A 24,143-nucleotide genomic window follows, 5' to 3' on the forward strand; every position below is an offset into this window, starting at 1 on the left:
TTTACTATGCTTAAAGGGATTTATTTTAATTTCAGCAATTAAACAAAGTGTAATAATTATAAGCTTTATCGTTGGTAAAGTATAATTTATAAAATTCCAATGCTTTTAAAATAAAAACTATCTTAAAAGCATTAAAAATTAAAATAAAAAGTCTAAATTAAGCCCTTTTAATTCAAAGTCTTTATGAAAATCATTTGGCATAGGAGTTTTTATATCATAATCAAATATTTTTGTCCTAGCACAATGAAGCATCAGCCTTGAGCTAATTATTTTACTATATTTAACATCGCCTAAAATTCCTAGCCCAACGCTATTTAAATGAACTCTTATCTGATGGGTTCTACCTGTTGCAATTTGCACTTTTAATAAGGTTTTTTTGCCTTCTATAATTAAAGGCTCTATTTTAGTATAAGCGTATTTTGCGTTTTCGCTATTACTAATTTTGCTAAATGCACTTTTGCCTTTTATGGTTAAAATTGGCTCATCAATCTCCATTCCTTCGCTTACGATTTTATTAGTAATTGCTAGGTAGAGTTTTTGCACTTTTTCTTTTTTATATTCGTTTTTTGCAGCCTTTAAAAACTCTTCATTTTTAGCAAATAATACAATGCCACTTGTATCCTTATCAAGTCTATTTAAAAGAGTGTAATTATTTTTAATATGTTCGCTCGCAATACCAATTGGCTTATTAATAGCTAATAAATTATCATCTTCAAACAATACGCTAAGCTCTGGTTTTGCAAGTTTAAAAATAGTATTAACAGGCATAAGACCCCTTGCAATCTCTAATCTTTTGCCCCCGTGCATTACTAAACCTAAATCTATTAATTCTTTAGCAGCTGAATTTGAAATTCCTTCTTGAATTGCTAATAATTTATATGCTTTATCTTGTTTCATTTATTTTCCTATCTAATATTTCGCATAATGCGTTGAAAGTATATTCGTTTTTGATTTTAGCATTTTTAACATTTGTAAAATCAATATCATCACTAATTTTTATATTTTCTATACATTTTAGGCTTGAATATTGAGAAAATACATTAGTTCCTGAAGTGATTTTGCAGCCAAAAAACGCAGCTTCGGCGAAATTATGTCCGCCTATTTTAGTATAAGAACCACCCAAAATCACATAATCACTAATTGAATAAAAATTAATCAATTCTCCTAAAGTATCTAGCAAAAATACTTCACTTTTTAAATATCCATCACAATCATTGCTATATTTTACAATATTAAAACCCTTATTATTAAGCAATTTTTCAACCTTGTGAAATCTTTCAGGGTGTCTTGGTGCTATTATTAGACATTTATCTTTTAAGAAATTTTTATCTAGCTTATTTAGAATTATTTCTTCTTCATTTTCGTGAGTACTTGCAATTAAAATTATTTCTTTATTTTTGCTTAATTGCTTAGTAACTATTGGCTTATTTGTAATCTTTATATTTGTAAAAACTTCTATATTTTTAGCATTAAAATATTCTAATCTTTCTTTATCTTCATTACTTTGAGTAAGAATTAAATCAAAATATGAAAATATTTTTGCATAATAAAAACTAAATTTTTTATAATTTTTAAAGCTATTTTCTTTCATTCTAGCGTTTAATAAAATAGTATTTTTATCAAAATCTTTATATATTTTAAGTAAAGCCAACCATAATTCTGCTTCAAATACTATTAAAGTCTTAGCAGGTTTAAGCCATAAATATAATAATGGTTCATAAGGTAGTAAAAAAGCATTATCATCAAATTCTTTTGCTTTCATAAGTCCTGTTTTTGATGAACAAGTAAGTAATATTTTAAAACCTTTATTTTTATAATATTTAATCAAATCGCCTAAAGCGACAGCTTCTCCATAACTTGCAAAATGAAAATGAATATCTGCTATTTTATGCTTTTTGAATGGTAAAAATTTTTGATAAAGTTTAGAATATTTATCCTTAAAACTTAAAGGAATTAAAACCAATAAGAATAAAGGATAAATTAAAATAGAAACAAGAATATAAAAAAAATACATTTTTTAAATTATAAAAATTACTCTTCTATGTATAAAATTCTTCCACAATGTGGGCAGTTATTAATCTCTTCACTTTTTAAAACTGCACTAAAAGTTTTGCTATTTAGTTGCATAAAACAACCATAGCAAGCTTGTTTTTTAACAGGAACTACTGCAGTATTCTTAGCCCATTTTCTAATTTTTTCATAAAATCCGAAAACTTTGCTATCAATTTCGCTAGCTAACTTATCTTTTCTTACATAAATTTCTTTTCTTTTTTCTTCAATAGCATCAAGTGCTGATTTTTGATTAGCTATTGCTATAGTTAAATCATCATTTAATTTAGTAATTTCTTTTTGATTTTCTTTAATTTCTTCTTTTTTATTATCTACTATTTTTTCTAATTTTGATATTTCTTCATTTGCAGCTTCTAATTGCTCTCTTGCGATTTCTTCTTCTAATTTTAAAGCATTTGCTTCTTTTTCTGTTTTTACTAAAGCAATTTTTTTAGCTGTTTCATTGATTTTTGTTGAAAATTGAGCTATGTGATTTTCTACTTTTACTTTACTCTCACTAATTTCTTTTATGCTTTCTTCTAATTTTGAATTTTTATTCTCAAGACTTTTAATTTTATCTTCTAAATTGTTCGCTTCTCTTTTAGCACTTTCAATTTGTGGTAAAAAACTATCTATTTCTTTATCTAATTTAGAAAGCTCTACTAATTGTGATAGGTGTTTATTCATAGTATGTCCTTAATACTCTAAAAATGGATTTTTTGAAGAGCTGATTATAATCTCTATCGGTAATTTTTGCAAATTACTCGCTAAAGAATTAGCAAAACAAATCTCACTTTCATAATGCTTAATATCAATTAAACTTATATTATTTTCACTAAGAGCTAAAGCGTCGTGATATTTAATATCTCCTGTTAAAAATATATTACTCTTAAGCTCACTAGCCAATGAAATTCCAGAACCTGTGCAAATTCCTATTAAATCAGTTTGAATTATTTCTTTTGCTAAAGATATTGATATTTTTTTTAAGTTTAATTTAGCCTTTAAAAAATCAGCCAATTCATAAATATCTTTAAAATTATTCTTAGCATAAGCTAAAAACCCATCGCTTTCAATTATTTCTAAGCCTAAAAACTTTTCACAAAAATATCTATTTAAATGACTTAAATCATAATTCGTATGCATAGAAATTAAAGCACAATTTTTTTTGATTAATTCTTTTAAAATATTACCAGCATAATCATTTTTAATACTTTTAATACCCTTAAAAATCAAAGGATGATGAGTAATAATCAATGAATTTGATAAAAATGATTTTACTTGATTAAAATCTAAATCAAGGCTAAGGTAAATCCTTTCGCAACTATCATCATTACTTAAAATTAACCCACTATTATCCCAAATTTCTTGAGTATTAAAAGGGCTTAATTCATCTAAAATCTTATAAACCTCACTTATTTTCATAAAAATTCCTTATATAAAACGCTAAGCCAAGTTAAAACAGCTATTAAAATAGTAAAAAATACTCCAGCAGAGCCTAAGTCTTTTGCATCTTTTGCAAGTTTATGGTATTTTGAAGTTGCCAAATCTACAACGCTCTCAATAGAAGTATTAAAGCATTCAGCAGCAAATACTAAAATAATAACACCTATTAAAAATGCCTTTTCAAATAAAGAAAAAGGATAAAATAAAGCAAATAAAATAAAGCAAATTCCTATTACAAATTCTATCCTAAAAGCACTTTCATTTAAAGCTCTTTTAACCCCTGCTAAAGCATAACTTGCGTTTTTAAAAAATGAGTATTTCTTCTTCATATTTTCTCCTATTTAGCTAGATTATAAAAAAATTATTAATACTTTCAAATTGATAGCATAAATTTACTAGCATTCATAGCAAATACAACACAAGCTATGCTAGCAGCTCCACTAAGCCTTGCTTCTCCAAACATAGAACTAACTTCTCCTATAGCAAACATATTATTCTTAGCTGTATTAGTATCTATATCAACTACTCTTGAAAATATATCTGATTTAACCCCACCTAAAGTATAGTTTAAATAAACATCTACATTAGCCAAATAAAACATAGGCTTATTAATTGCTTTAATAGAAATATTATTAAGATTTTTACCCAATTTATCAATCCTATTACTAAAATAGCTATTGTATTCATCAACGCAATTAATTAATCTTTTATCAATTTCTTCTAAAGAATAGTATTTGTAAAATATACTTATATCATTTATATAATTTATTCCGTGATTATCTAGGAGTAATTTAACTAATTTATTATTTTTAATTTCATTTAAAATCGCTATTGCTAAATCTTGCCTTGAGCTATCTTCTCTAACAAATCTTTTAAAATCAGAATTAATTAAAATTCCATATTTAAAAATATCCATAGGCAAAACAAAAGCAAATCTCATTAGACTTAATTGGGTTGGGATTGCTCCATTTTTTAATAAAATCTTTAAGGAATTTGAATTGTTCTTAGACATAGTTTTAGCATAATAAGCTAGTGGATAATGAATTTTTATAAATTCTTTATCGTTTGCAAATCCACCAGTGCAAAAAGCTATATTTTTAACCTTAATTTTTATGATTTCATCTTTATGTAAAATACTTGCAATACCATTATCAAAATCAATTAATTTAGCCTTAGTTAATATATTTACATTTTTACTAAGCAATCTGTTGATTAATGGATTTATCACACTTTCTTTAGCATTTTTTAAAGGGTGTAATTCTCTAGGAACTGAATGATTTAAGCTATTTAATATAGCTAATTCAAATTCAACCCCAAAACTTTTTAAAAGTTGAGTAGCTTGTGCTGATTTTTCACTAAGCTCTTTTAATAAAGTAAAATCAGCATAATTAGTTGAATAAGAAATCAAATCATCATAAAATTTATCATCTTTTATATTTGCTAGTTGTTGAAAAGATGAATTACTAGCAGCAAAATTTAAATAACTCTTAGCTCCGCCTAATTCATCATCTTGCTCAATTAATAAAATATCTTGTTTAACCAATAAATTCGCCAATGTTAAACCACTAATACCACTACCTACAATTAAACAAAACAACTCATTCATAAGCAATCCTAATATAAAAATTAGCTCCAATTTTTCTAGTTTTTAAAAACACATCAGCATTTAACTCACTATTTAAAATATTTTTTATCATAAAAAGCCCAAGCCCTGAACCATTTTTCGTGCTAAAATAAGGTTTAAAAATTTCTTCTTCTAAATCCTTTTTAACCCCTATTCCATTATCTTTTATACTAATGTAAATATTATTTTTATAAGCATAAAGATTAATTATAATATAAGGATTTTTTATATTAACTAAAGCATCTTTTGCATTTGTAATGAGATTGATTATTGCATGAGCTAAACTATTTTTATATGAATTTATTTTTAAATTCTTATCAAGTCTTAAAGTAGTATTAATTGCATTCCTTGTAAGGCTTGCATTACAAATCGTTAAAGAATTTAAAATAGCTTCATAAACATAAAAAGAGCTTTTTTCTTGCTTTGTCTTATAAAAATCATAAAATTCATCAATAGTTTTTGACATATAATTTAAAATAGGATTTATCTCTTTTAATTTTTGATGAAACTTATCATCAATTTTTTGTTTTTCTAAACTAATCTCAAGATAACTAGAAATTGCACCTAAAGTTGCTAATGGCTGTCTATATTCATGAGCTATACAAGCTATCATTTCACCTAATGCAGCTAATTTTGATTGATGATTTAGCAATTGCTCTTTTTGTGTATTTTCATCTAATTTAGCCTTAATTATTTCAACTTGATTTTTTACTTCTTCTTGTAAATTTGCATTTAATTTTCTTAGTTTTTCTTCAGTTTTTAATAATTTATTAATTAAAAATCCTAAAACAAAATATACCCCAATAAAAGCAAAAAATACCAAAATCACACTAATTATAAAAGCCTTTTTTATTATATGTAAATGAGTTTTATAATCTTTTGTAATATCTTTTTTAATCAATATTAAAAATCTATCATTTAAAATAATTTCATTACTTAAATAATATTTATCATCTAATTTAATTATATCTTCATCATTTGTTAAAAGTTTAGTTTTATTTTGCCAATCAAATTCATTATAAAAATACTCATTTTCATACTTTAAAGCAGCTAAAAAATCATCTTGAATTTTTAAATTATCTAATAATTTTTTTGCACTTATTGTATAAGTAATCGCATAATTTTCATTTATTTTTAAATTAATTAAATAAACTGGTTCGGTATTTAATCTAAGTAAAATATCTGTTTGATTATTAAAATCATATTGGCAATTTAATTTTATTTTATCTTTTTCTATGCAAATATTTTCTTTTAAAATAAATAATTTAATATCCTTTAAATATGCCTCATTTGAGCTTAGATTTAAAAATAATTTATTTAATTTATTTAGCTTTTCATCATTTTTTAAATAATCTAAATTAGAACTAAATTCATAACTAATACTAAGCGTATTGTTTAATAAATTATTTAAAAAATCACTATAAAAATAAATAAACCTATCATTAAAACTATTTTTGTTTTGAAATAAATAATTTTTATGCCAAGAAATATATAAAAAATTCAAAATAAAACATAAAAAAATAATCAAAGTTAAAACAAATATAAAAGCTTTTTTGCGAATGCTTATATTAAGTAATTTTGATATAGTATCCACGAGAATTTGCATTATGAATTATACCTTTATCGCCTAATTTCTTTCTAAGATTTTTAATGAGTGATTTAATAGCATCAGAACTTACATCATAATCATTATATACATAATCGCAAATCTTATAAATATCTACAATGTTAGGACTACTTTTTAACAAAATTTCAAGCAATAAAAATTCTTTTTTGCTAAGCTTAATAATCTCATCATTTACTAATAACTCATTTAAATCAATATCTAAATATATATTATTGCTTAATTTAATTTTATTATTAATACTTTTTATAGCCTTTTTTAAAGCATCTTCAAGTTTAATCCTATCAAAAGGTTTTATTAAATACTTGCAAATATTAAGCTCAACTGCACTTAATAAAGTTTGTTTATCGCTTAAAGCTGTAATCATAATAGCAGGAATTTTATTATCAGAATTTCTTATATTTTCTAATAAATTTAAACCATCAAGTTTTGGCATAGAAATATCAAGTAATAATATATCAGGCTTTTTAGCGAAATATATATCTAAAGCACTTAAGCCATCTTTAGCATAAAGCACATTAAAATCAAGTAGTTCTAGCAAATCAATCACTTGACTTGCTAGATTTAAATCATCTTCTGCATATAAAATTGTGTATTTTTTCATTTTTTATCTAATTTACCCCTTAAACCATCATGACCTACATGGGTATGACAACTTACACATTTTAATTCATTTGCGTAATCTAAATATCTTTTATGCATTGTATTTTGCATTTCATTTTTAGAATTAATTTTAGTAATATCTTGATGACATTTTAAGCATCCACTATCATAAACATAATCTTTTTTATGATTGAGTTTTTCATACCAATCTATCTTTTCATCAGCTCCAATAGCAGTGATACTAAATTCTTTAATGCCATTATAAGCTTTTGTGCTTAGATAATTTACTATATTATCATGTGGCAAATGACAATCTACACAATTTGCTTTAATACCTAAATTATTATTACCACCATGAACATCTGTAATATAAGCTTCCTTCATCGGTTGCATTACATGACAACTCGCACAAAATTTATCATCGCCAGTCATTTGTATAGCTTTATGAGATAAAAATACAAAAATTAAAGTTAAAACCACAATAGATGAAACAAAAATAATAGTTTTTTTCATTTTATCTCCCTCATCCAAGTTTTAGTATTATGGCAAGTATTACACATATTAAATGATGGCTTATGCTCATTATGACAGGTGTAACAATTTAAATTCGCATTATCATGAATACTATTATGCGGGTTTTTACCTTTTAAAAAATCAAGCCTTTTTGCTAATTTCTCTTTACTCCCATGACAACTTAGACATGAATTAGAATCAAGTGCTTTATAATCTTTTTCATTTGCTTCTTTATGACAATCTGTGCATTTTAATTTCACATCAACATGGTGTGGTTTTATTGAAAATTCATTGCCTAATGCAAAAATACTTAATATCAAAATCATTAATAATTTTTGCATTTATACTCCTTTTAAAATATCTTTCGCACAAGCAATTCCTGAAGTCATACAATCAGGAATAGAACAACTAGTAAGCCTTGATTGTCCATGAACACCACCAGTTGCCTCACCAATCGCATAAAGCCCTTTAATTGGCTCATAGTTACTAATATTTAAAACTCTCATATTTATATCAGCATAAACACCACCTGGAGTATAACTAAGACCTGGTGCAGCTGTCATTGCATAAAAAGGTGCTTTGCTCATACTAGAATTTTTAATCTTACTTAAATCTTTTTTGAACTCATCTTTATTATTTGAAATGCCTGTTTCATAATCTTGCATTGTCTTTAATAAATCATTTTCATTAAGCTTAAAATTATTAGCTAAATCACTTAGGCTATCAAATTTCTTCATTTTCCCTGCAGTAATAAAACTTTGCATTCTATTAGGGTCGTGCGAATTAGCAAATCCTGTGCTATCAAAAATAATTATTGGATAAATTGTTGTGTTAATCTTTTCCATATGAGCTAAGATTTTATTTGATAAACCTTGTCTATCCCCATCTTCATTTAAAAATCTTTTAGCATTGCAATCAACCATAATCCCATAAATTAAATCTTCTGTAGGAATTCCAAAAGAAAATCTACTAAGTGCTAATTGAGTTGGGATTGCTCCTACCTTTAACATTTGTTTTAATGCACCAGCAGTCTGACCTAAACTTGAAGGGCTTTTTGCTAGTCTTAATCTAGGATTTACTATACTTCTAAACTCAATATCACGGCTAAATCCACCTGTTGCAAAAACTACCGCAAGCCTTGCTTTATAGTGTTTTTTATCTCCACTTAAATTCTCTCTATCATCATTTGCTAGATTTCTATTAAATCTATAATTTTCTCTAACGCTTACGCCAATTATTTTACCACTTTCATCTTGAATGATTTCATCGCATTTAGTTTCGTTTTTAATCTTTCCATTATGTTTTATAAAAAATTCATTTAAAGTGCTAATACAAGCACCGCCACCGCCAATAGTTTCAACACTTCTAGCAACACTATGACCACCTAAAAACTTAAGCTTATCAGCATATTTGACCCCACAACTTTTAGCAAATTCATATGCTTCATTTGAATTTCTTATAATTCTTAAAGAATGTTCTAAATGATTATATCCAGCTCCAGCTTTATTTAAATCATTTAAAAATAATTCTTCGCTATCTTTTATGCCAGCTTTAATTTGTAAATCTGAATTAAGAACAGCAAAATCTTGTTGAGATAAAGCAGAATTACCACCAATTCTATCCATCTTTTCAATCATTAAAACATCAATTTTATTCTTTACTAAATAAGCAGCACAAATATGAGCACTCACACCACTTCCGATTATAATAACATCAGCTATTTCATCAAATTTTATGTCTTTTCCTAAATTATCATTAGCGTTTAATGCTAAAGGTGCACTAAGGCCAACTCCTGCTACTCCTTTTATAAAATTTCTCCTTGATAACATCTATACTCCTTCTAAAAAATCAATTTATTATAAAAATATGTAGTGGCAAAAAAGTGTCAAATATAAATTTATTTTTAAGATTTTAATATAAATTTTAAGTCTAAGATAATCAATATTTTAAATTATAGAAATGATATATTATCTATAAAATATTTAAAATCTTGATATTAATTTAATTTCTAGATTTGTTTAATAGTTTTTAAAAGTATAAAATAATTAATGAAAATCTTATAAAAATATCTAGTATTTAGTGCTTATATTGTTAAAACATTATTTTGTAATAAAAAATAATATCCGATTTTTTCTGCTTAGTTACAATTTTAATTTTTAGTATCAATTTAAGTATTTTAATATCTTATTAAAACCAATTATTTTATTTAAATTAATATAAATTACTATATTTATAAGCTGCGTAATTTTTAATATTCACTTAAGTTTTAAATATCAAATCTATCTAATAATATTTACAAACTAATCAAATAATTTAAACTACAAGCATAATACAAAGTAAGTTCTATAAAAGCATTGCAAATTAAATTCTAAAAGATTTTAACAACAAATATTTTTATACTTTTTAAAATATTACTATGAATTATAAAAGTATAAATTATTTTGCAGAATAAATGAAGATATAAACAATAATCTAAAAAGCCATAATTATTTTTTAGGCTTTTTAGAACTTTTTAAATGTTTTTCTAATTTTTTTCTTCCACTAAATGATATTTTTTCTATGAATAAATGTCCATCAAGATGGTCGTTTTCGTGTTGAATAGCAACTGCTAAAAGCCCTTCAGCTTCTAAAGTTTTTTGATTTCCAAACCTATCTAAATAATCAACTTTAATTTTATTATATCTAGTTACTTCTTCAAAAAAACCAGGAACACTAAGACAACCTTCTTCATAAACTTGCGTTCCTTCTCCAATAGGTGTGATTATTGGATTAATAAATTCAATCAAATCATCTTTATTTTGTTCTTCATTTTCATTTAATAAATTAATCAAAAATATTCTTAAAGGTTTTGCAACTTGTATTGCTGCTAAACCTATACCACTAGATGAAATCATAGTTTCATACATATCATCTAAAAATGTATGTAACTCTTCATCAAATACCTTAACTTCTTCACTCCTAGTAAATAATAATTTATTAGGATAAGTTATTAATTTAAGCATCATTTTCTTCACTATCTCCAACTACAGCATAAATTTCTTTATTTTTACCAGTATTCGGTAATACGCTAATAGCCTCAAGAATTTGTTCTTCATAATTATCGCCACTAAGTGCTACAACGCTCATTTCTATATTAATATCAATTTCATTATCATTTATAAAAAATGTTGTATTGTAAAATAAGTCTGAAATTCTCTCACAAGCTTTTTTTGCATTAACTATATTTGTATGTTTCATTGCCATTACAAAAATACCATCTCCATAATGTGCCACAACATCGCTTCTTCTTGAGGTTTTTAATAATAATTTCGCAACATTTCTCATCAAAAGATTTTTATCTTTTTGTAATTCAATTGTATTTAATAAACTATCTTTAATCTTTACAAACATCAATGATATTGAATAACCATATTTTTTAATATCTTCTATGTCTTGAGTAATATTATTATATAAATATCTTTTATTAAACACTCCGAATTTATCATCAAATTCACTCTGCTCATTCACCCTATTATGTATTTTTACAATCTCATCATAACCTTTTTTTATACTATTTAATTGAATATCAAGGGCTGTGGTGAGTTTAGCCATATCACTATCTAAAGACCTTAAAATATTTTGAATAGATAAAGAACCAGTAGCGATACTCAAATCGCCTATTTTTTTCTTAATTAAAGCTTTCATTGTGCTTATATTTTTATAAATTGTTGCAATAGAACCTACTAGCTGTTTTATATTTACAAAGGTTTCTTTAATGTCTTGTTCTATTACAGCAACTTTATTACTTTGGTCTTCTTTTTCATAAGTAATCATTTCTGTTACTCTTTTTTTAAAGGCCATAGGCTTAGTATCTAACATTTTTTCAAAATAAATAGAATAATTAGTAGGAGTTGGTGGAACATTATCCTCTATAAGTTGTTTAATTACTTGTTGAGTAAATTTCTCAAATTCTCCACCGCTTAATTTCTGAATCTTAGGAGATTCATCGTGTATTATCTCTTTATTCAAAGCCCTATCCTATTTAAAACTTTTTTCTAATACCTTATCAATTAGTCCATATTTTAAAGCTTCTTCTGAACTCATAAAATAATCGCGTTCAGTGTCCTTCTCAACTTTTGCCAATTTATTACCGGTATTTTCAGCTAATACTTTGTTAAGCATTGCTTTTAATCTTAAAATTTCTTTTGCTTGAATTTCAATATCAGTCGCTTGACCTCTTGCACCGCCTAAAGGCTGATGTATCATAATTCTAGCATTTGGAAGAGCAAACCTTTTACCTTTAGCTCCAGAGCTAAGTAAAAACGCTCCCATTGAAGCAGCTTGTCCTATACAAATTGTACTAACATCAGGTTTAATATAATTCATTGTATCAAATATACTAAGACCACTAGTTACAACTCCACCAGGACTATTTATATACAAATAAATATCTTTAGTAGAATCTTGAGCTTCTAAAAACAATAATTGTGCAACTACACTAGCAGCTACATCATCATTTATTTCACCACTTAAAAGAATAATTCTATCTTTAAGTAAGCGAGAGTAAATATCATAACTTCTCTCGCCTTTGCTAGTTTTTTCTACTACATAAGGTATGTAGCTCATTTATCTTTTCCTAAAAATAAATCAGCAAATAATTTTTCTTCTACCAAACTCATTCTAACAGCTGGTAATGTGCCATTTTTTGTATAGTTTTCTATTAGTTGTTTAGGGTCCATTCCATATCTTAAAGCTTCAAAATAAATAGCTTGTGCTACTTCTTGGTCATTTACAACTACATTTCTTAATTTTGCTAATTCATCAACAATGAAAGTTAATTTTACGCTTTTTAAAGCTTCTGCTTCATATTCTTTTCTTTTTTCTTCTAAATATTTATCATCTTTTAATTTGTCAAATTCTTCTTTACTAAAGCTTCTTGCAGCTTGATTAAATTGTAAATTAGTTTCTTGTTCTAAAATGTTTTGTGGAACTGCAAAAGTATATTTTTCTAGCATTTTTTCAACAAATTCTTGTTTTAATTTTTCATCAATTTGTTTAAATTTAGCTTCTGTTTCTAATTGTTCTTTTATTTTTTCATCTAAAATTGCTTCAGTTGGGTTGTCTACACCAGGAAGTAATTTTTTAAGCATTTCTTCATCAATTTCAGGTAATTTTCTTGCGTGAATTTCATGTAATTTTACTTTAAATACTGCTTTTTTACCCGCTAAATGAGCTGCTTGATAATTTTCAGGGAAAGTTACTTCTATATCTTTTTCTTCGCCAACTTTAAGCTCTATCATACCATCTTCAAATCCTGGTATAAATTGACCACTTCCAATCTCTAGCATATAATTTTCTGCTTTACCACCTTCAAAAGCAACGCCATCAACAAATCCTTCAAAATCAAACTTAGCATAATCACCTTTTTTTAAGATTTGTTTTTTAGTTTTTTCTAATGGAGCAAATTGCTTAAGCATAGCTTCTTTTCTAGCTTTAATATCTTTTTCTTTAATTTCTTCTATTTTTAATGCAGGAACTAATGCTTCATAACCACTTAAATCAATTGTTGGTCTAAAAGAAACTACGAATTCAAATTCAATTCCACTATCTTTTCTATCGAATTTTTTAAAGCTTGGCTCGCCGATTAATTCTTTTTCATCTTTACCTGTTTCTTTAACTGCATTTTTATAAGCACTTGTAATCGCTTCTTGTTCTGCATCTTTTAATAAAGAATCTTTATATCTATCTAAAACAACATTTACAGGAACTTTGCCTTTTCTAAAACCAGCAACTTGCATGGTTTTACTAGCTTTTACAGCTATTTCTTTAACCTTTTCATCTATTAAAGATTTTTCTATAACACCACTTACTGAGTAATTAATTTCATCAATTTTTGTTGTACTAAGTTTCATTAAACTACCTTTTGTAAAATATTTCGCACAATTCTAGCTAAAAAAATTAATCATTGGCAAAATATAAAGGTAAAGAATGCAAGACTTAATTAAAAATTTATTAATAAAAATTGGTGAAAATCCAAATAGAGAAGGATTAGTAAAAACACCTGAAAGGGTTCAAAAATCATATGAATTCTTATGTAGTGGCTATACAAAAAATCCAAAAGAAATTTTAAACGAAGCTATTTTTAACACTGATAACAATGAAATGGTTTTAGTAAAAGACATTGATTTTTATAGCTTATGCGAACACCATTTATTACCATTTTTTGGAAAAGTTCATATTGCTTATATACCTAATGGAAAAGTAGTTGGGCTTTCAAAATTACCTAGACTTGTTGAAGTTTATTCAAGAAGATTGCAAATCCAAGAACAATTATGCGAACAAATTAGCCTAGCTTTATATGAAATATTAAAGCCAAAAGGTGTTGCTGTAACTATTGAAGCTGAGCATTTATGTATGCAAATGCGTGGAATTCAAAAAGTAAATTCTAAAACAATAACAAGTTCTCTTAAAGGCATATTTTTAAGCGATGAAAGAACTAGGAAAGAATTTTATTCACTAATAAAATGAACTTAGAAAAACTGAAAAATAAAATATCAAAAATACCAATTTCACAAAATTTTGGCTTTATATACAAAATCTCTGCAATTAGTATAGAGATTAAAGGATTAATCACTAGCGTAGGTGATGTTATAAGACTTGAAAACGAGGAAAAAACAGCTTATGCAATGGTTGTTAAGATTGAAGAGCATATTTCATTTTTAAGCCCTTTTGATTTTGTAGAAGGCTTTAAAATCGGAGATAAAGCATTTTTAGAAGAAGCAGGAATGAAAATTCCTTGCTCTATGGAATTACTTGGGCGTGTGGTTGATCCATTTATGCGTCCAAAAGATGGAAAAGAAAAAATCACACCAAGTAAAATGATGCCTATTTTAAGAGCACCAATAGACGCACTTAAGCGTGGGCTTATAAGTGAGCCTTTTCCTGTTGGTATTAAAAGTATTGATGGGCTTTTAACTTGTGGAGTAGGACAAAAATTAGGTATTTTTGCTGGTTCTGGGGTTGGTAAATCAACTCTTATGGGAATGATAGTTAAAAATGCCCCTGCAGCCGTTAAAGTAGTTGCTTTAATAGGTGAGCGTGGTAGAGAAATTCCTGAGTTTATACATAAGAATTTAGGTGGTAAAATGGATGATACCGTTATGATAGTTGCGACTAGCGATGATAGTGCATTAATGCGTAAATATGGGGCATTTTGTGCTATGAGTGTGGCTGAATTTTTTAAAGAGCAAGGAATGGATGTATTATTTATAATGGATAGCGTTACTCGTTTTGCTATGGCTCAACGCGAAATCGGTCTTGCTCTTGGAGAGCCGCCTACTGCTAAAGGCTATCCACCAAGTGTATTTAATCTATTGCCGCAATTAATGGAGCGAGCTGGTAAAGAAGAAGGTAAAGGAACTATTACAGCATTTTTTACCGTGCTAGTTGATGGAGATGATATGAGCGATCCTATTGCTGATCAAAGTAGGTCAATTCTTGATGGGCATATCGTATTAGATAGAAGCCTAACTGATTTTGGAATATATCCTCCGATTAATATTCAAAATTCAGCAAGTAGGGTTATGGGAGATGTGGTAACGCCTGAACATAAAAAAAATGCTGCTAAGTTTAAAAGGCTTAATTCAGTTTTAAAAGAAAACGAAACTCTAATTAGAATTGGTGCTTATGTAAAAGGTAGCGATAAAGAGCTTGATTTTGCAATGAGTAAAAAAGATTATATGAATGATTTTTTAAGACAAGGAAATGATGAGGCTTTTGCTTTTGAAGAAGTTTTAAGTATGCTTGAGCAAATTAATTAATCCGAATTAATATTTAAATTCTTATAAAGAATTTAAATATTTTAATAAAGTATCTATTATATCATCATCGCTTTTGCTTGGTGCTTTTAAAATAATTCTTTCATCATTATCTTTTAAAAGTTTTATATTTTGCTCATAATTACTAACTTCACAAAATCCGTGCTTAATACATAAAATTTTAATTGCCATAAGTGAAAAATAATTTCTTGTATAGCTATCGCATTTGCCAAATCTATCGTTAAAAGAATCTTGCATAGTAGATAAACTAGCTAAATTATCACACTCATTTATTTTTCTATAAAGGCTTAATCTTAGCTTATCATTAGGCACTAAATAATCGCTTATATAAGCATTTACTAATAATTTTTGCTCGTATTTAATCTCTTTTGTGATATTTCCTTTACTTAGTCTATTAATTTCAGCTTCTAGCATTTTAATATAAAGTGCATAGCCAAGTTGTTCTATATGACCGCTTTGTTCAGCACCTAATAAATTACCACCGCCCCTTATTTCTAAATCCATTTGAGCTAGAGTGCTACCACTACCTAAATACGAATTACTAGCTAAGCTTAATAATCTTTTCTTAGAATCTTCACTAACGCTTTCTTCGTTATCAACTAGAAAATAGCAAAATCCTTGTATTTTGCTACGACCTACTCTACCACGAAGTTGGTGCAAATCAGCTATACCGAAATGATTTGATTTTTCTACTATTATGGTGTTTGCATTTGCTAAGTCAATTCCACTTTCAACAATGCTCGTGCATAATAATAAATCATACTTTTTCTCTTCGTATTCAAATAGTTTTTCTTCAGCTTCATTTGCTGGTATTTTTGAATGTAAAACTAAAATTCTAAGCTTTGGATAAAGCTCTTCTAAATAGCGTTTTTTATGTTCAATTGAAGCTATGTGATTGTGTATGTAAAATACTTGCCCGCCACGCCTAAGCTCTCTTGCTATGATTTCTTTAATTAAAGCGTCATCATAAGTTTTTACAAAAGTTCTTACATCTAATCTATCATTAGGCGGAGTTAGAATTTGAGAATAAGTCTTAAGTGTGCTTAAAGCTTGATTAAGCGTTCTTGGGATTGGAGTAGCACTCATACTTAATTGATGAGCTTTTATACTTATATCTTTTAATTTTTCTTTTTGTTTTACGCCAAATTTATGCTCTTCATCAATTACGATTAGCCCAACATCATCAATTGCTAAGCTAAGTAAAGCGTGAGTTCCTATAATAACCTTTGGCTCTTTTGTATTCATAATAGCCTTTTTAGTATTAGAAAATCTATCAAGTCTAAAAACTTGAATTCCAAAAGGCTCTAAACGATTTTTAAGTGTTTTATAATGTTGAGAGCATAAAAGTGTAGTTGGGACAAAAAATAAGGCATTTAAACCATTTTTAACACAGGCAAAAATTGCGTGCATTGCGACTTCGGTTTTACCAAAACCAACATCAGCACTAAGCAATCTATCCATAGGAGTGCATTTGCTTATCTCTTCAAAAATATCATTAACTGCTTTTTCTTGATCACTTGTTAAAACAAATCCTGCTTTAGCCTTAAATATCTCATAATCAAGTGGTTTTTTAATAGCCTTTGTTACAATTAACTGCCTTTTTGCTGCTAGTTCAGTAATAGCACCTGCAATTGCTAATAATTTAGTTTTAAGTTTTTCTTTGAGTTTTACAAAAGTATTTTTGCCTAATTTATCAAGTTCAGGAATTGAGCTTGAAATATATTTATCAAGCAAATAAAGTGAGCTAGTTGGAAGTAGCAATTTATTTTCATTTTGATATTCAATCACAATAAATTCTTGCTTTTTTCCTTCATTTTCTATTAATTCTAATCCTAAAAATCTACCTACGCCGTATCGCTCATGAACTACATAATCATTTTTTATAAGCTCATCTAAAACTATGCTTGATTTATATTTTTTCTCTTTTTTATAATATTTATTAAGACTTAATATTAATTCATCATCGCTTTGAATATTTAAAACTGCATTTGAGATGATTTTTTCTACATTTTCACCTAATTTATAATCTAAGAATTTATTCTCATTACTAGCTAGTAATTTTATTTTTTTATTTGAGTTTAATTTGAAAAAATCATTGCTAGGATTAAACACCATATCGCTATATTTTTTAGCTTTAGAAATTATATTTCCTAATTCAAATTCTTTCGTGCAAACATAAGAAAACTCTAAATAATTACTAAGTTTTAAATGCCAATAAAATACGCTTTCGTATTCATTTAAATCATCATTATTTAAAATACTTTCTTTGATTTCTTCGTATTTTTCTTCGCTTACATAAGAAATTAACGGCAAAATATCACAATATTCACACTCTTCTTTATAGCTAAGTCCAGAACTTGCATCAAAATATTTAATACTTTCTACTTCATCATCAAATAAAACTATTCTAATTGGATTTTCATATTTCAATGAAAAAATATCAATTTTTTCATGACCTATACTAAATTCTCCTGGACTTTGAACCATATCAACTAAATTATAATTTAACCTTAAAAGCTCTTTTGCTAAAGAATTTAAATTAATCCTATCGCCAAATTCAATCTTTAAACACTTTAAATCATCTTTACTTGGAAGTGGTTTTTTAATAGTATTAATAGGGATTATTAAAATCTTTTTATCTTGATAATCGTAATAATCACTTAAAACTTTTGAAATATCAAATAATTCCATAGAAAACGAGCGTAAATCGTCATTAATCTCTGCTCTAAAATCAGGTAAAATAAAACTATTTATCCCTAAATATAAAGCTACATTTGATAAAGATTTTGCTTCGTTTAAGTCTTCACATATAATAATTTTTGCATAATTTTTATTATTTATTAAATACTCATAAAGATTTGCTTGCATAAAATCTCAAAAACCTTTCTACTAGCATAAAAGAGCCAAAAACTGCATAATTTTTATCTATATCAAAATCACTAAAATCACTACATTTAATGTCTAATTCTTTGCAAATCTCTTTAACATTTGCTAAAGCTCTATGTTCGCTTTTATAGTTAAAAACCAAAACTTCATTAATACTTGGCTTTAAAATACTTAAAATATCTTTTACATCTTTATTGGCAAAAAAATTAGCAATTAAACTAACTTTAGTTGGGAATTGTTTTTTAATTTCTTGATTTAAATTCTTTGCAGCTGCAGCGTTATGCCCTACATCTATTATTAAATTACTTGCTAGTTTTTCACATCTTGCTCTTAAATCTAATTTAATTGCTTTACCTATATAAAAATGTTTTTCTAACTCAAAATATGCAAGTTGAGCTAAGCTAAAATTATGTTTTAAAAACTCATTTTCATCAAGGCATAATTTTGAATAATCAGCATTTAAAAAACTAGCCTTAACTCCTTTTTGAATGGCCGCTTTTAATATCATCTCATTTTTATTAGCAAAAATATTAACACCACACATTGCTTTAATTTTAGTTCTAAAAATATCATCTAAATTAGAACCTAAAATATCGGCGTGGTCAATACTAATCGGAGTAAATACACATAAATCTCTTTTAAAAATACTTGTAGCATCGTATTCTCCACCAAGTCCAGCTTCAAAAATTACATAATCACACTCACTAAAAACAATAGGTGATAAAAAACATAAATATTCAAAATAACTAAGATTTTCTTTTAAATTAAGCTTTTTTAATTTATCTTGCAAAATATTATGAGCTATGTCTAAATCAATATCTTGCATAACTTGATTTTGAAATATACTAAATCTTTCTTTGTAAGAGAATATATGTGGACTTATAAAATGCCCTACTTTATACCCGCTATCACTAAGCATTAAAGCAAGGTATCTTCCCGTACTACCTTTACCATTAGTGCCTAAAATTTGCACTACTTTTGTATCAAAATCATAATTTAGCAAATGCTTAAATCTATGAGCCTTAAAAAGGTCAAATTTCTCGTAAAATTCCGCTAAATTATCTAAATAATTTGAAAGTTTATTTTCTACTTGCACTTTTTATATTATTTCTACCTGCATTTTTTGCTGCGTATAATAATTTATCAACAGCTTCAATAAATTGCTCTTGGGTCTCATAGCTTCTTCTATCACTAACCCCACCGCTTACTTTTATACTAATAGTCTTACCTTTACATAAAAACTTTTGCTCTGATACTAAAACTCTAATTTTTTCAGCAAATTTTACTGCATCATCAATTGATGAATGTGGAAGAATTACCATAAATTCTTCCCCACCATATCTCCCCGCACAATCTAATTTTCTAATGTTATTTAAAATAATATTTCCTAAATTAGCGAGTATAGTATCTCCTGCTGCGTGTCCATAGGTATCATTTATAAACTTAAAATGGTCAATATCAAAAAATGCTATTGAATAATTTATATTATATCTTTCATAAGATTCTTCGGCTAATTTTAATTGTTCTTCTAATTGACGCTTATTTGCAAGTTGAGTTAGAAAATCTACTTGAGTTTCTTCTCTTAGTTTGTTAATTTCTTGCTCTAGTCCTTGAACTTTAATTTTAAGATCACCTAAAGTATCGGCATCTAATTTTGTTTTTTCTTTTAAATCTATTATTTCTTTTTCAAACATAGCAACTATAGCTATCAATCTTGCTTTAATAGTCTGCATAGCTTCATCTTCAACTTTAATACTTTCAATTTCTTTTTTAATTTCTTGAACTTTTTGTTGAGAATTTGTAGCCATACTAAGAATACTTACAATCTTATCACTAATTTGCTCCAAAACATCATTTAAAACTTTATTTGAACTTGAAATTTCTGCTCTATCAATATCTATTCTTTTTTTGACTAGATTTCTAAATTGTTCTGTAATTTGCTTTACGCCTAATATTTGTGGCTCTGCATTTATACTTTCACAAAACTGATTGATTTCATCATTTACATAATTAGCAATTGATGGAGTTAAAGAATAAGCCACAGATGGAGCTAAATTTTCACATACTGCATTAGCATTATTTCTTTCAATTTTTAAAGATAATTCATCTAAAATTTCTAAAAAATCATCTCTAGAATTTAATCCTAAATGTTGAATTTTATTATTAAGTTCTAACAAATCATCATCTACCCTAATCCAATCTTTTTTTAGTTCTTCTAATGTTTTTAGACTTGAATTATTTAATTTATTTAAAGCTTCTTCACTAAGATTTTTAGTAGCTTTATTTGGTAAATTTGATAATATTTTTAATAATTTTTTACAAATTATATTATAGTTTATTATGAGCTTTTTATCACTATTATCCTCTTTTATACCATTAGCTTTAGAGATTAAAAATACCACTAATTCTTCTAGGCTTTTTACATTTCTTCCTTTTACATCTTGAGCTAATGTGGGATTTAATTTAGAAATATACCCTTGAATTTTATCAATATTTTGAGTTGTTCTTCCATATTTTTTAGCAACTTCATCAAAAACTTCTGAATAGTTTTCAGGAGTTAATAATAAGTTCCTTTTAGTAAGCTCTACAATGGTTTCTTTAGCAATCACATTAATATTAATAGACATTTTTTCTCTTTAAAATTTTTTCTTAATACTAACAAAACAAAATTAATTATTAACTACATAATAATTCTTAAAGCAAATTCGTTAAACGCCTTTTGGCTAGCTAAATTAATAGCTCTACTTTTTTGCTCATCACTTAAAACACTAATTGTATTTGTATTAAAAATATGCTCGCCTGAAGTTATAATTTTTTTAGTTGTTTCATCTTGAAAAGTTACATTAAATTCTAATCTAATAATAGCTTTATAACTCTTAGCGTATCCAAATTCATCATAATATAAAGGTATAAATTCACTACTAAGAATTCTTAAAATAATCTTACTATCTGCAGTTTTACTAACACTTTTATGCATATAATGTTCTACATAATTCGTAAAATTATCATTTAAAGTAATACTATCTTTAGGTTCAGCCTTATTTATAATAGTAATTACATTGACACTTTCGCCTAACATTTTGCTAGTGGCTACATTCAAAGGTGCATAGCCACAAGCACAAAAAAATAATGTAAAACTTAAAAGTATTTTTTTCATTTAATTACAATATTTACTAATTTATTAGGAATATAAATTTCTTTTACGATAATCTTATCTTCTAGCCATTTAGCTGCTTTAACTTTTGCTATTTTGATAATTTCATCTTGATTAGCATTTGCATCAACTTCAATCTCTGCTCTATTTTTACCATTAATACTAATTCCAAGTTTTATTGTATCGCTTACAAATACTTCTTCTTTTAATTCATAAGTTTTAATATTTGTTCTATTAAATAATTTCTCACTTAACTCACTTGCTAAATGTGGGATAATTGGGTCAAGTATGCTTAAAATTATTGCAAAACCTTCACTTAAAACTTCATCACTACTTGCGTTATTTAAAGCATTTAAGCCTTCCATACAAGCAGCTATTAATGTATTAAATGCGTAAGTTTTATTAAATACATCATCAGCCTTTTTTAAAGCTTCATATACTTTAAGTCTTGCTAATTTATCATCTTTACTAAGATTTGCGTGATTTATATTACTAAAATCAACTACATTAATCCCTAAAGCCTTATCATAAAGTCTATTTAAAAATCTATAAGCACCTTCAACCGCACTATCATTCCATTCTAATTCTTTTTGAGGTGGTGCAGCAAAAAGTATGAAAAGTCTTGCAGTATCAGCTCCGTAATTTTTAATAATATCATCAGGATCAACCGTATTACCCTTGCTTTTACTCATCTTAGCACCATCTTTTAAAACCATACCTTGAGTAAGTAAGCGTTCAAACGGCTCATCTACATTTAAATATCCTAAATCCCTTAAAGCTTTTTGGAAAAATCTAGCATATAATAAGTGTAAAATCGCGTGTTCAATACCGCCAATATATTGATCTACATTCATCCAATATTTTGCTTCATCATCAATTGCTTTTGTATTCCAATTGCTAGGATTACTTGCAAATCTTGCAAAATACCAAGAGCTTTGGAAAAATGTATCCATTGTATCGCTCTCTCTAATTGCGTCTTTTCCACATTTAGGGCATTTACATTGTTTAAATGTAGGGTGTTTTTCAAGTGGATTTCCTTCTCCATCAATTACTACATCTTCAGGTAAAGCCACTGGTAAATTATTCTCAACTACACTTCCACAAGTATCGCATTTAACAATCGGAATAGGAGCTCCCCAATATCTTTGACGAGATATACCCCAATCTCTTAATTTATAATTGATTATACTTTTACCGATTTTTCTATTTTCAAATTCTTTAGCAATCGCAATTCTAGCACTAGCACTATCTAAGCCACTAAATTCTGCACTATCAAATAAAATTCCATATTCAGTAAAAGGTTCATTATCTTTTTTATTTTCGCCATTTATTACATATTTTATATTTAAATTATATTTTTTAGCAAACTCAAAATCTCTTTCATCGTGAGCTGGAACTGCCATAACAGCACCACTACCATAATCAGCTAAAACGAAATTTGCTACCCATACAGGTAATTTTTCTTTAGTTATTGGATGAATTGCATAAATACCTAAAAATACGCCTTCTTTTTCACTTTGAGCTCTATTTTTAGCACTCATATTTTGCATAGCTTTAATTTTGTCTTTATCATTTTCACTTATTAAATTAGTTTCTAAAACTTTTTTAGTAATTTCATGTTCAGGTGCTAAAGCAAAATAAGAAAGTCCAAAAATCGTATCAGCACGGGTTGTAAATACACTGAATTTTAATCCATCTAAATCTTTATTAGAACTTGATACATCTAATTCAAATTCCAATCCATCGCTTTTGCCTATCCAATTTTCTTGCATTGTTAAAACTTGATTTGGCCATTTATCTTCTAAATATTTTAAATCTTTTAATAATTCTTCAGCATATTTTGTAATTCTTACATAATAGCCATTCATAGATTTTTGCTCTACTTCATGACCACATCTCCAGCATTTGCCATCTTCAACTTGTTCGTTTGCTAAAACGGTTTTATCATTATCACACCAATTTACATTAGCTTTTTTTGTATAAATTAGACCTGCTTCATACATTTTTGCAAAAATTTCTTGCTCAAATTTAGTATAAATCTCATCACTTGTAGCAAGCAATCTTGTCTTAGAAAACGAAAAACCTAAAGAATAAAGCTCTTTTTTCATATAATCAATATTTTCATAAGTCCATTTTTTAGGATGAAGCCCATATTTTATAGCAGCATTTTCAGCAGGCATACCAAAACTATCAAACCCTAGTGGGTGTAAAACATTATAGCCCATAGTTCTAAAGCGTCTTGCTAAAGCATCACCTATTGCATAGTTTCTTACATGTCCCATATGGATTTTACCACTTGGGTATGGAAACATTGATAATATATATTTTTTTTCTTTACTAAAATCATTACTAGGTTCGTAATAATTCTCTTTATCCCAAATTTCTTGCCATTTTTTCTCAACTTCTTTTGCGTTATACATAAATTAGTCC

General features: G+C 26.8%; 22 protein-coding genes. 2 read left to right on the forward strand and 20 right to left on the reverse strand.

Annotated features, from left to right (window positions below; genetic code table 11):
- Nucleotides 1-138 precede the first annotated feature (138 nt).
- The 15 genes from AVBRAN12647_RS01335 to tig all read right to left on the reverse strand — a co-directional run bounded on the left by AVBRAN12647_RS01335 (nt 139) and on the right by tig (nt 13,747).
- On the reverse strand, nt 139-897 hold the full coding sequence (locus AVBRAN12647_RS01335) for a pseudouridine synthase family protein (RefSeq protein WP_214115830.1): 759 nt from the start codon (nt 895-897) through the stop codon (nt 139-141).
- The gene (locus AVBRAN12647_RS01340) at nt 884-2,014 is read right to left on the reverse strand and encodes a glycosyltransferase N-terminal domain-containing protein (protein ID WP_336614578.1); all 1,131 of its coding nucleotides are present in this window, start codon (nt 2,012-2,014) and stop codon (nt 884-886) included. The genes AVBRAN12647_RS01335 and AVBRAN12647_RS01340 overlap by 14 nt, the downstream gene beginning before the upstream one ends.
- Before the next feature lie 17 nt (nt 2,015-2,031).
- Nucleotides 2,032-2,736, reverse strand: coding sequence for a zinc ribbon domain-containing protein (locus AVBRAN12647_RS01345; protein ID WP_214115832.1), 705 nt, complete (start codon nt 2,734-2,736; stop codon nt 2,032-2,034).
- Nucleotides 2,737-2,745: 9 nt separating this feature from the next.
- Nucleotides 2,746-3,471 (reverse strand): Nif3-like dinuclear metal center hexameric protein, encoded by a 726-nt coding sequence (locus AVBRAN12647_RS01350; RefSeq protein ID WP_336614579.1) that lies wholly within the window; start codon nt 3,469-3,471, stop codon nt 2,746-2,748.
- Nucleotides 3,468-3,821: a diacylglycerol kinase gene (locus AVBRAN12647_RS01355; RefSeq protein ID WP_214115834.1), complete on the reverse strand. Its 354-nt coding sequence runs from the start codon at nt 3,819-3,821 to the stop codon at nt 3,468-3,470. Before AVBRAN12647_RS01355 ends, AVBRAN12647_RS01350 begins: the two co-directional genes overlap by 4 nt.
- A gap of 44 nt (nt 3,822-3,865) precedes the next feature.
- Nucleotides 3,866-5,098, reverse strand: a complete 1,233-nt coding sequence (locus AVBRAN12647_RS01360; RefSeq protein WP_336614580.1) for an FAD-binding protein — start codon at nt 5,096-5,098, stop codon at nt 3,866-3,868.
- On the reverse strand, nt 5,091-6,722 hold the full coding sequence (locus tag AVBRAN12647_RS01365) for a sensor histidine kinase (RefSeq protein ID WP_336614581.1): 1,632 nt from the start codon (nt 6,720-6,722) through the stop codon (nt 5,091-5,093). Before AVBRAN12647_RS01365 ends, AVBRAN12647_RS01360 begins: the two co-directional genes overlap by 8 nt.
- Entirely contained in the window at nt 6,685-7,344 is a 660-nt protein-coding gene (locus AVBRAN12647_RS01370; RefSeq protein WP_336614582.1) for a response regulator transcription factor, read from the reverse strand. The genes AVBRAN12647_RS01365 and AVBRAN12647_RS01370 overlap by 38 nt, the downstream gene beginning before the upstream one ends.
- Nucleotides 7,341-7,856 carry a cytochrome c3 family protein gene (locus AVBRAN12647_RS01375; protein WP_336613730.1) on the reverse strand — a complete coding sequence of 172 codons (516 nt, stop codon included), beginning with the start codon at nt 7,854-7,856 and terminating at the stop codon, nt 7,341-7,343. Before AVBRAN12647_RS01375 ends, AVBRAN12647_RS01370 begins: the two co-directional genes overlap by 4 nt.
- The gene (locus tag AVBRAN12647_RS01380) at nt 7,853-8,197 is read right to left on the reverse strand and encodes a cytochrome c3 family protein (RefSeq protein ID WP_336614583.1); all 345 of its coding nucleotides are present in this window, start codon (nt 8,195-8,197) and stop codon (nt 7,853-7,855) included. Before AVBRAN12647_RS01380 ends, AVBRAN12647_RS01375 begins: the two co-directional genes overlap by 4 nt.
- Complete coding sequence (locus AVBRAN12647_RS01385; RefSeq protein ID WP_214150590.1) at nt 8,198-9,685, reverse strand: flavocytochrome c; 1,488 nt, start codon at nt 9,683-9,685, stop codon at nt 8,198-8,200.
- A 657-nt stretch (nt 9,686-10,342) separates the two neighbouring features.
- On the reverse strand, nt 10,343-10,861 hold the full coding sequence (gene def / locus AVBRAN12647_RS01390; RefSeq protein WP_214115841.1) for a peptide deformylase: 519 nt from the start codon (nt 10,859-10,861) through the stop codon (nt 10,343-10,345).
- Nucleotides 10,851-11,864, reverse strand: a complete 1,014-nt coding sequence (locus tag AVBRAN12647_RS01395; RefSeq protein ID WP_214115842.1) for a GGDEF domain-containing protein — start codon at nt 11,862-11,864, stop codon at nt 10,851-10,853. The genes def and AVBRAN12647_RS01395 overlap by 11 nt, the downstream gene beginning before the upstream one ends.
- A gap of 9 nt (nt 11,865-11,873) precedes the next feature.
- A complete protein-coding gene (clpP, locus tag AVBRAN12647_RS01400) occupies nt 11,874-12,461 on the reverse strand; it encodes an ATP-dependent Clp endopeptidase proteolytic subunit ClpP (RefSeq protein ID WP_214115843.1) in 588 nt (195 codons plus the stop codon).
- Nucleotides 12,458-13,747 (reverse strand): trigger factor, encoded by a 1,290-nt coding sequence (gene tig / locus AVBRAN12647_RS01405; RefSeq protein WP_336609423.1) that lies wholly within the window; start codon nt 13,745-13,747, stop codon nt 12,458-12,460. Before tig ends, clpP begins: the two co-directional genes overlap by 4 nt.
- 76 nt (nt 13,748-13,823) lie before the next feature.
- On the opposite strand from tig, the gene folE reads away from it, so the two are divergent.
- Nucleotides 13,824-14,363 carry a GTP cyclohydrolase I FolE gene (gene folE / locus AVBRAN12647_RS01410; RefSeq protein WP_214120540.1) on the forward strand — a complete coding sequence of 180 codons (540 nt, stop codon included), beginning with the start codon at nt 13,824-13,826 and terminating at the stop codon, nt 14,361-14,363.
- Nucleotides 14,360-15,655, forward strand: a complete 1,296-nt coding sequence (gene fliI / locus AVBRAN12647_RS01415) for a flagellar protein export ATPase FliI (protein WP_214115846.1) — start codon at nt 14,360-14,362, stop codon at nt 15,653-15,655. Before folE ends, fliI begins: the two co-directional genes overlap by 4 nt.
- 21 nt (nt 15,656-15,676) lie before the next feature.
- Here the strand turns inward: fliI and AVBRAN12647_RS01420 are convergent, their stop codons facing one another.
- The 5 genes from AVBRAN12647_RS01420 to leuS are packed head-to-tail and all read right to left on the reverse strand — an operon-like array spanning nt 15,677 to nt 24,133.
- A complete protein-coding gene (locus AVBRAN12647_RS01420) occupies nt 15,677-18,541 on the reverse strand; it encodes a DEAD/DEAH box helicase (RefSeq protein WP_336614584.1) in 2,865 nt (954 codons plus the stop codon).
- Complete coding sequence (locus AVBRAN12647_RS01425; RefSeq protein ID WP_239803393.1) at nt 18,522-19,655, reverse strand: Mur ligase family protein; 1,134 nt, start codon at nt 19,653-19,655, stop codon at nt 18,522-18,524. The genes AVBRAN12647_RS01420 and AVBRAN12647_RS01425 overlap by 20 nt, the downstream gene beginning before the upstream one ends.
- A complete protein-coding gene (locus AVBRAN12647_RS01430; protein WP_336614585.1) occupies nt 19,639-21,186 on the reverse strand; it encodes a GGDEF domain-containing protein in 1,548 nt (515 codons plus the stop codon). Before AVBRAN12647_RS01430 ends, AVBRAN12647_RS01425 begins: the two co-directional genes overlap by 17 nt.
- A 53-nt stretch (nt 21,187-21,239) precedes the next feature.
- A complete protein-coding gene (locus AVBRAN12647_RS01435) occupies nt 21,240-21,716 on the reverse strand; it encodes a hypothetical protein (protein ID WP_214115850.1) in 477 nt (158 codons plus the stop codon).
- Nucleotides 21,713-24,133 (reverse strand): leucine--tRNA ligase, encoded by a 2,421-nt coding sequence (gene leuS, locus AVBRAN12647_RS01440; RefSeq protein ID WP_336614586.1) that lies wholly within the window; start codon nt 24,131-24,133, stop codon nt 21,713-21,715. Before leuS ends, AVBRAN12647_RS01435 begins: the two co-directional genes overlap by 4 nt.
- Between the last annotated feature and the right edge of the window lie 10 nt (nt 24,134-24,143).

Source organism: Campylobacter sp. RM12647 (assembly GCF_020138135.1).
Classification (GTDB): Bacteria; Campylobacterota; Campylobacteria; order Campylobacterales; family Campylobacteraceae; genus Campylobacter_E.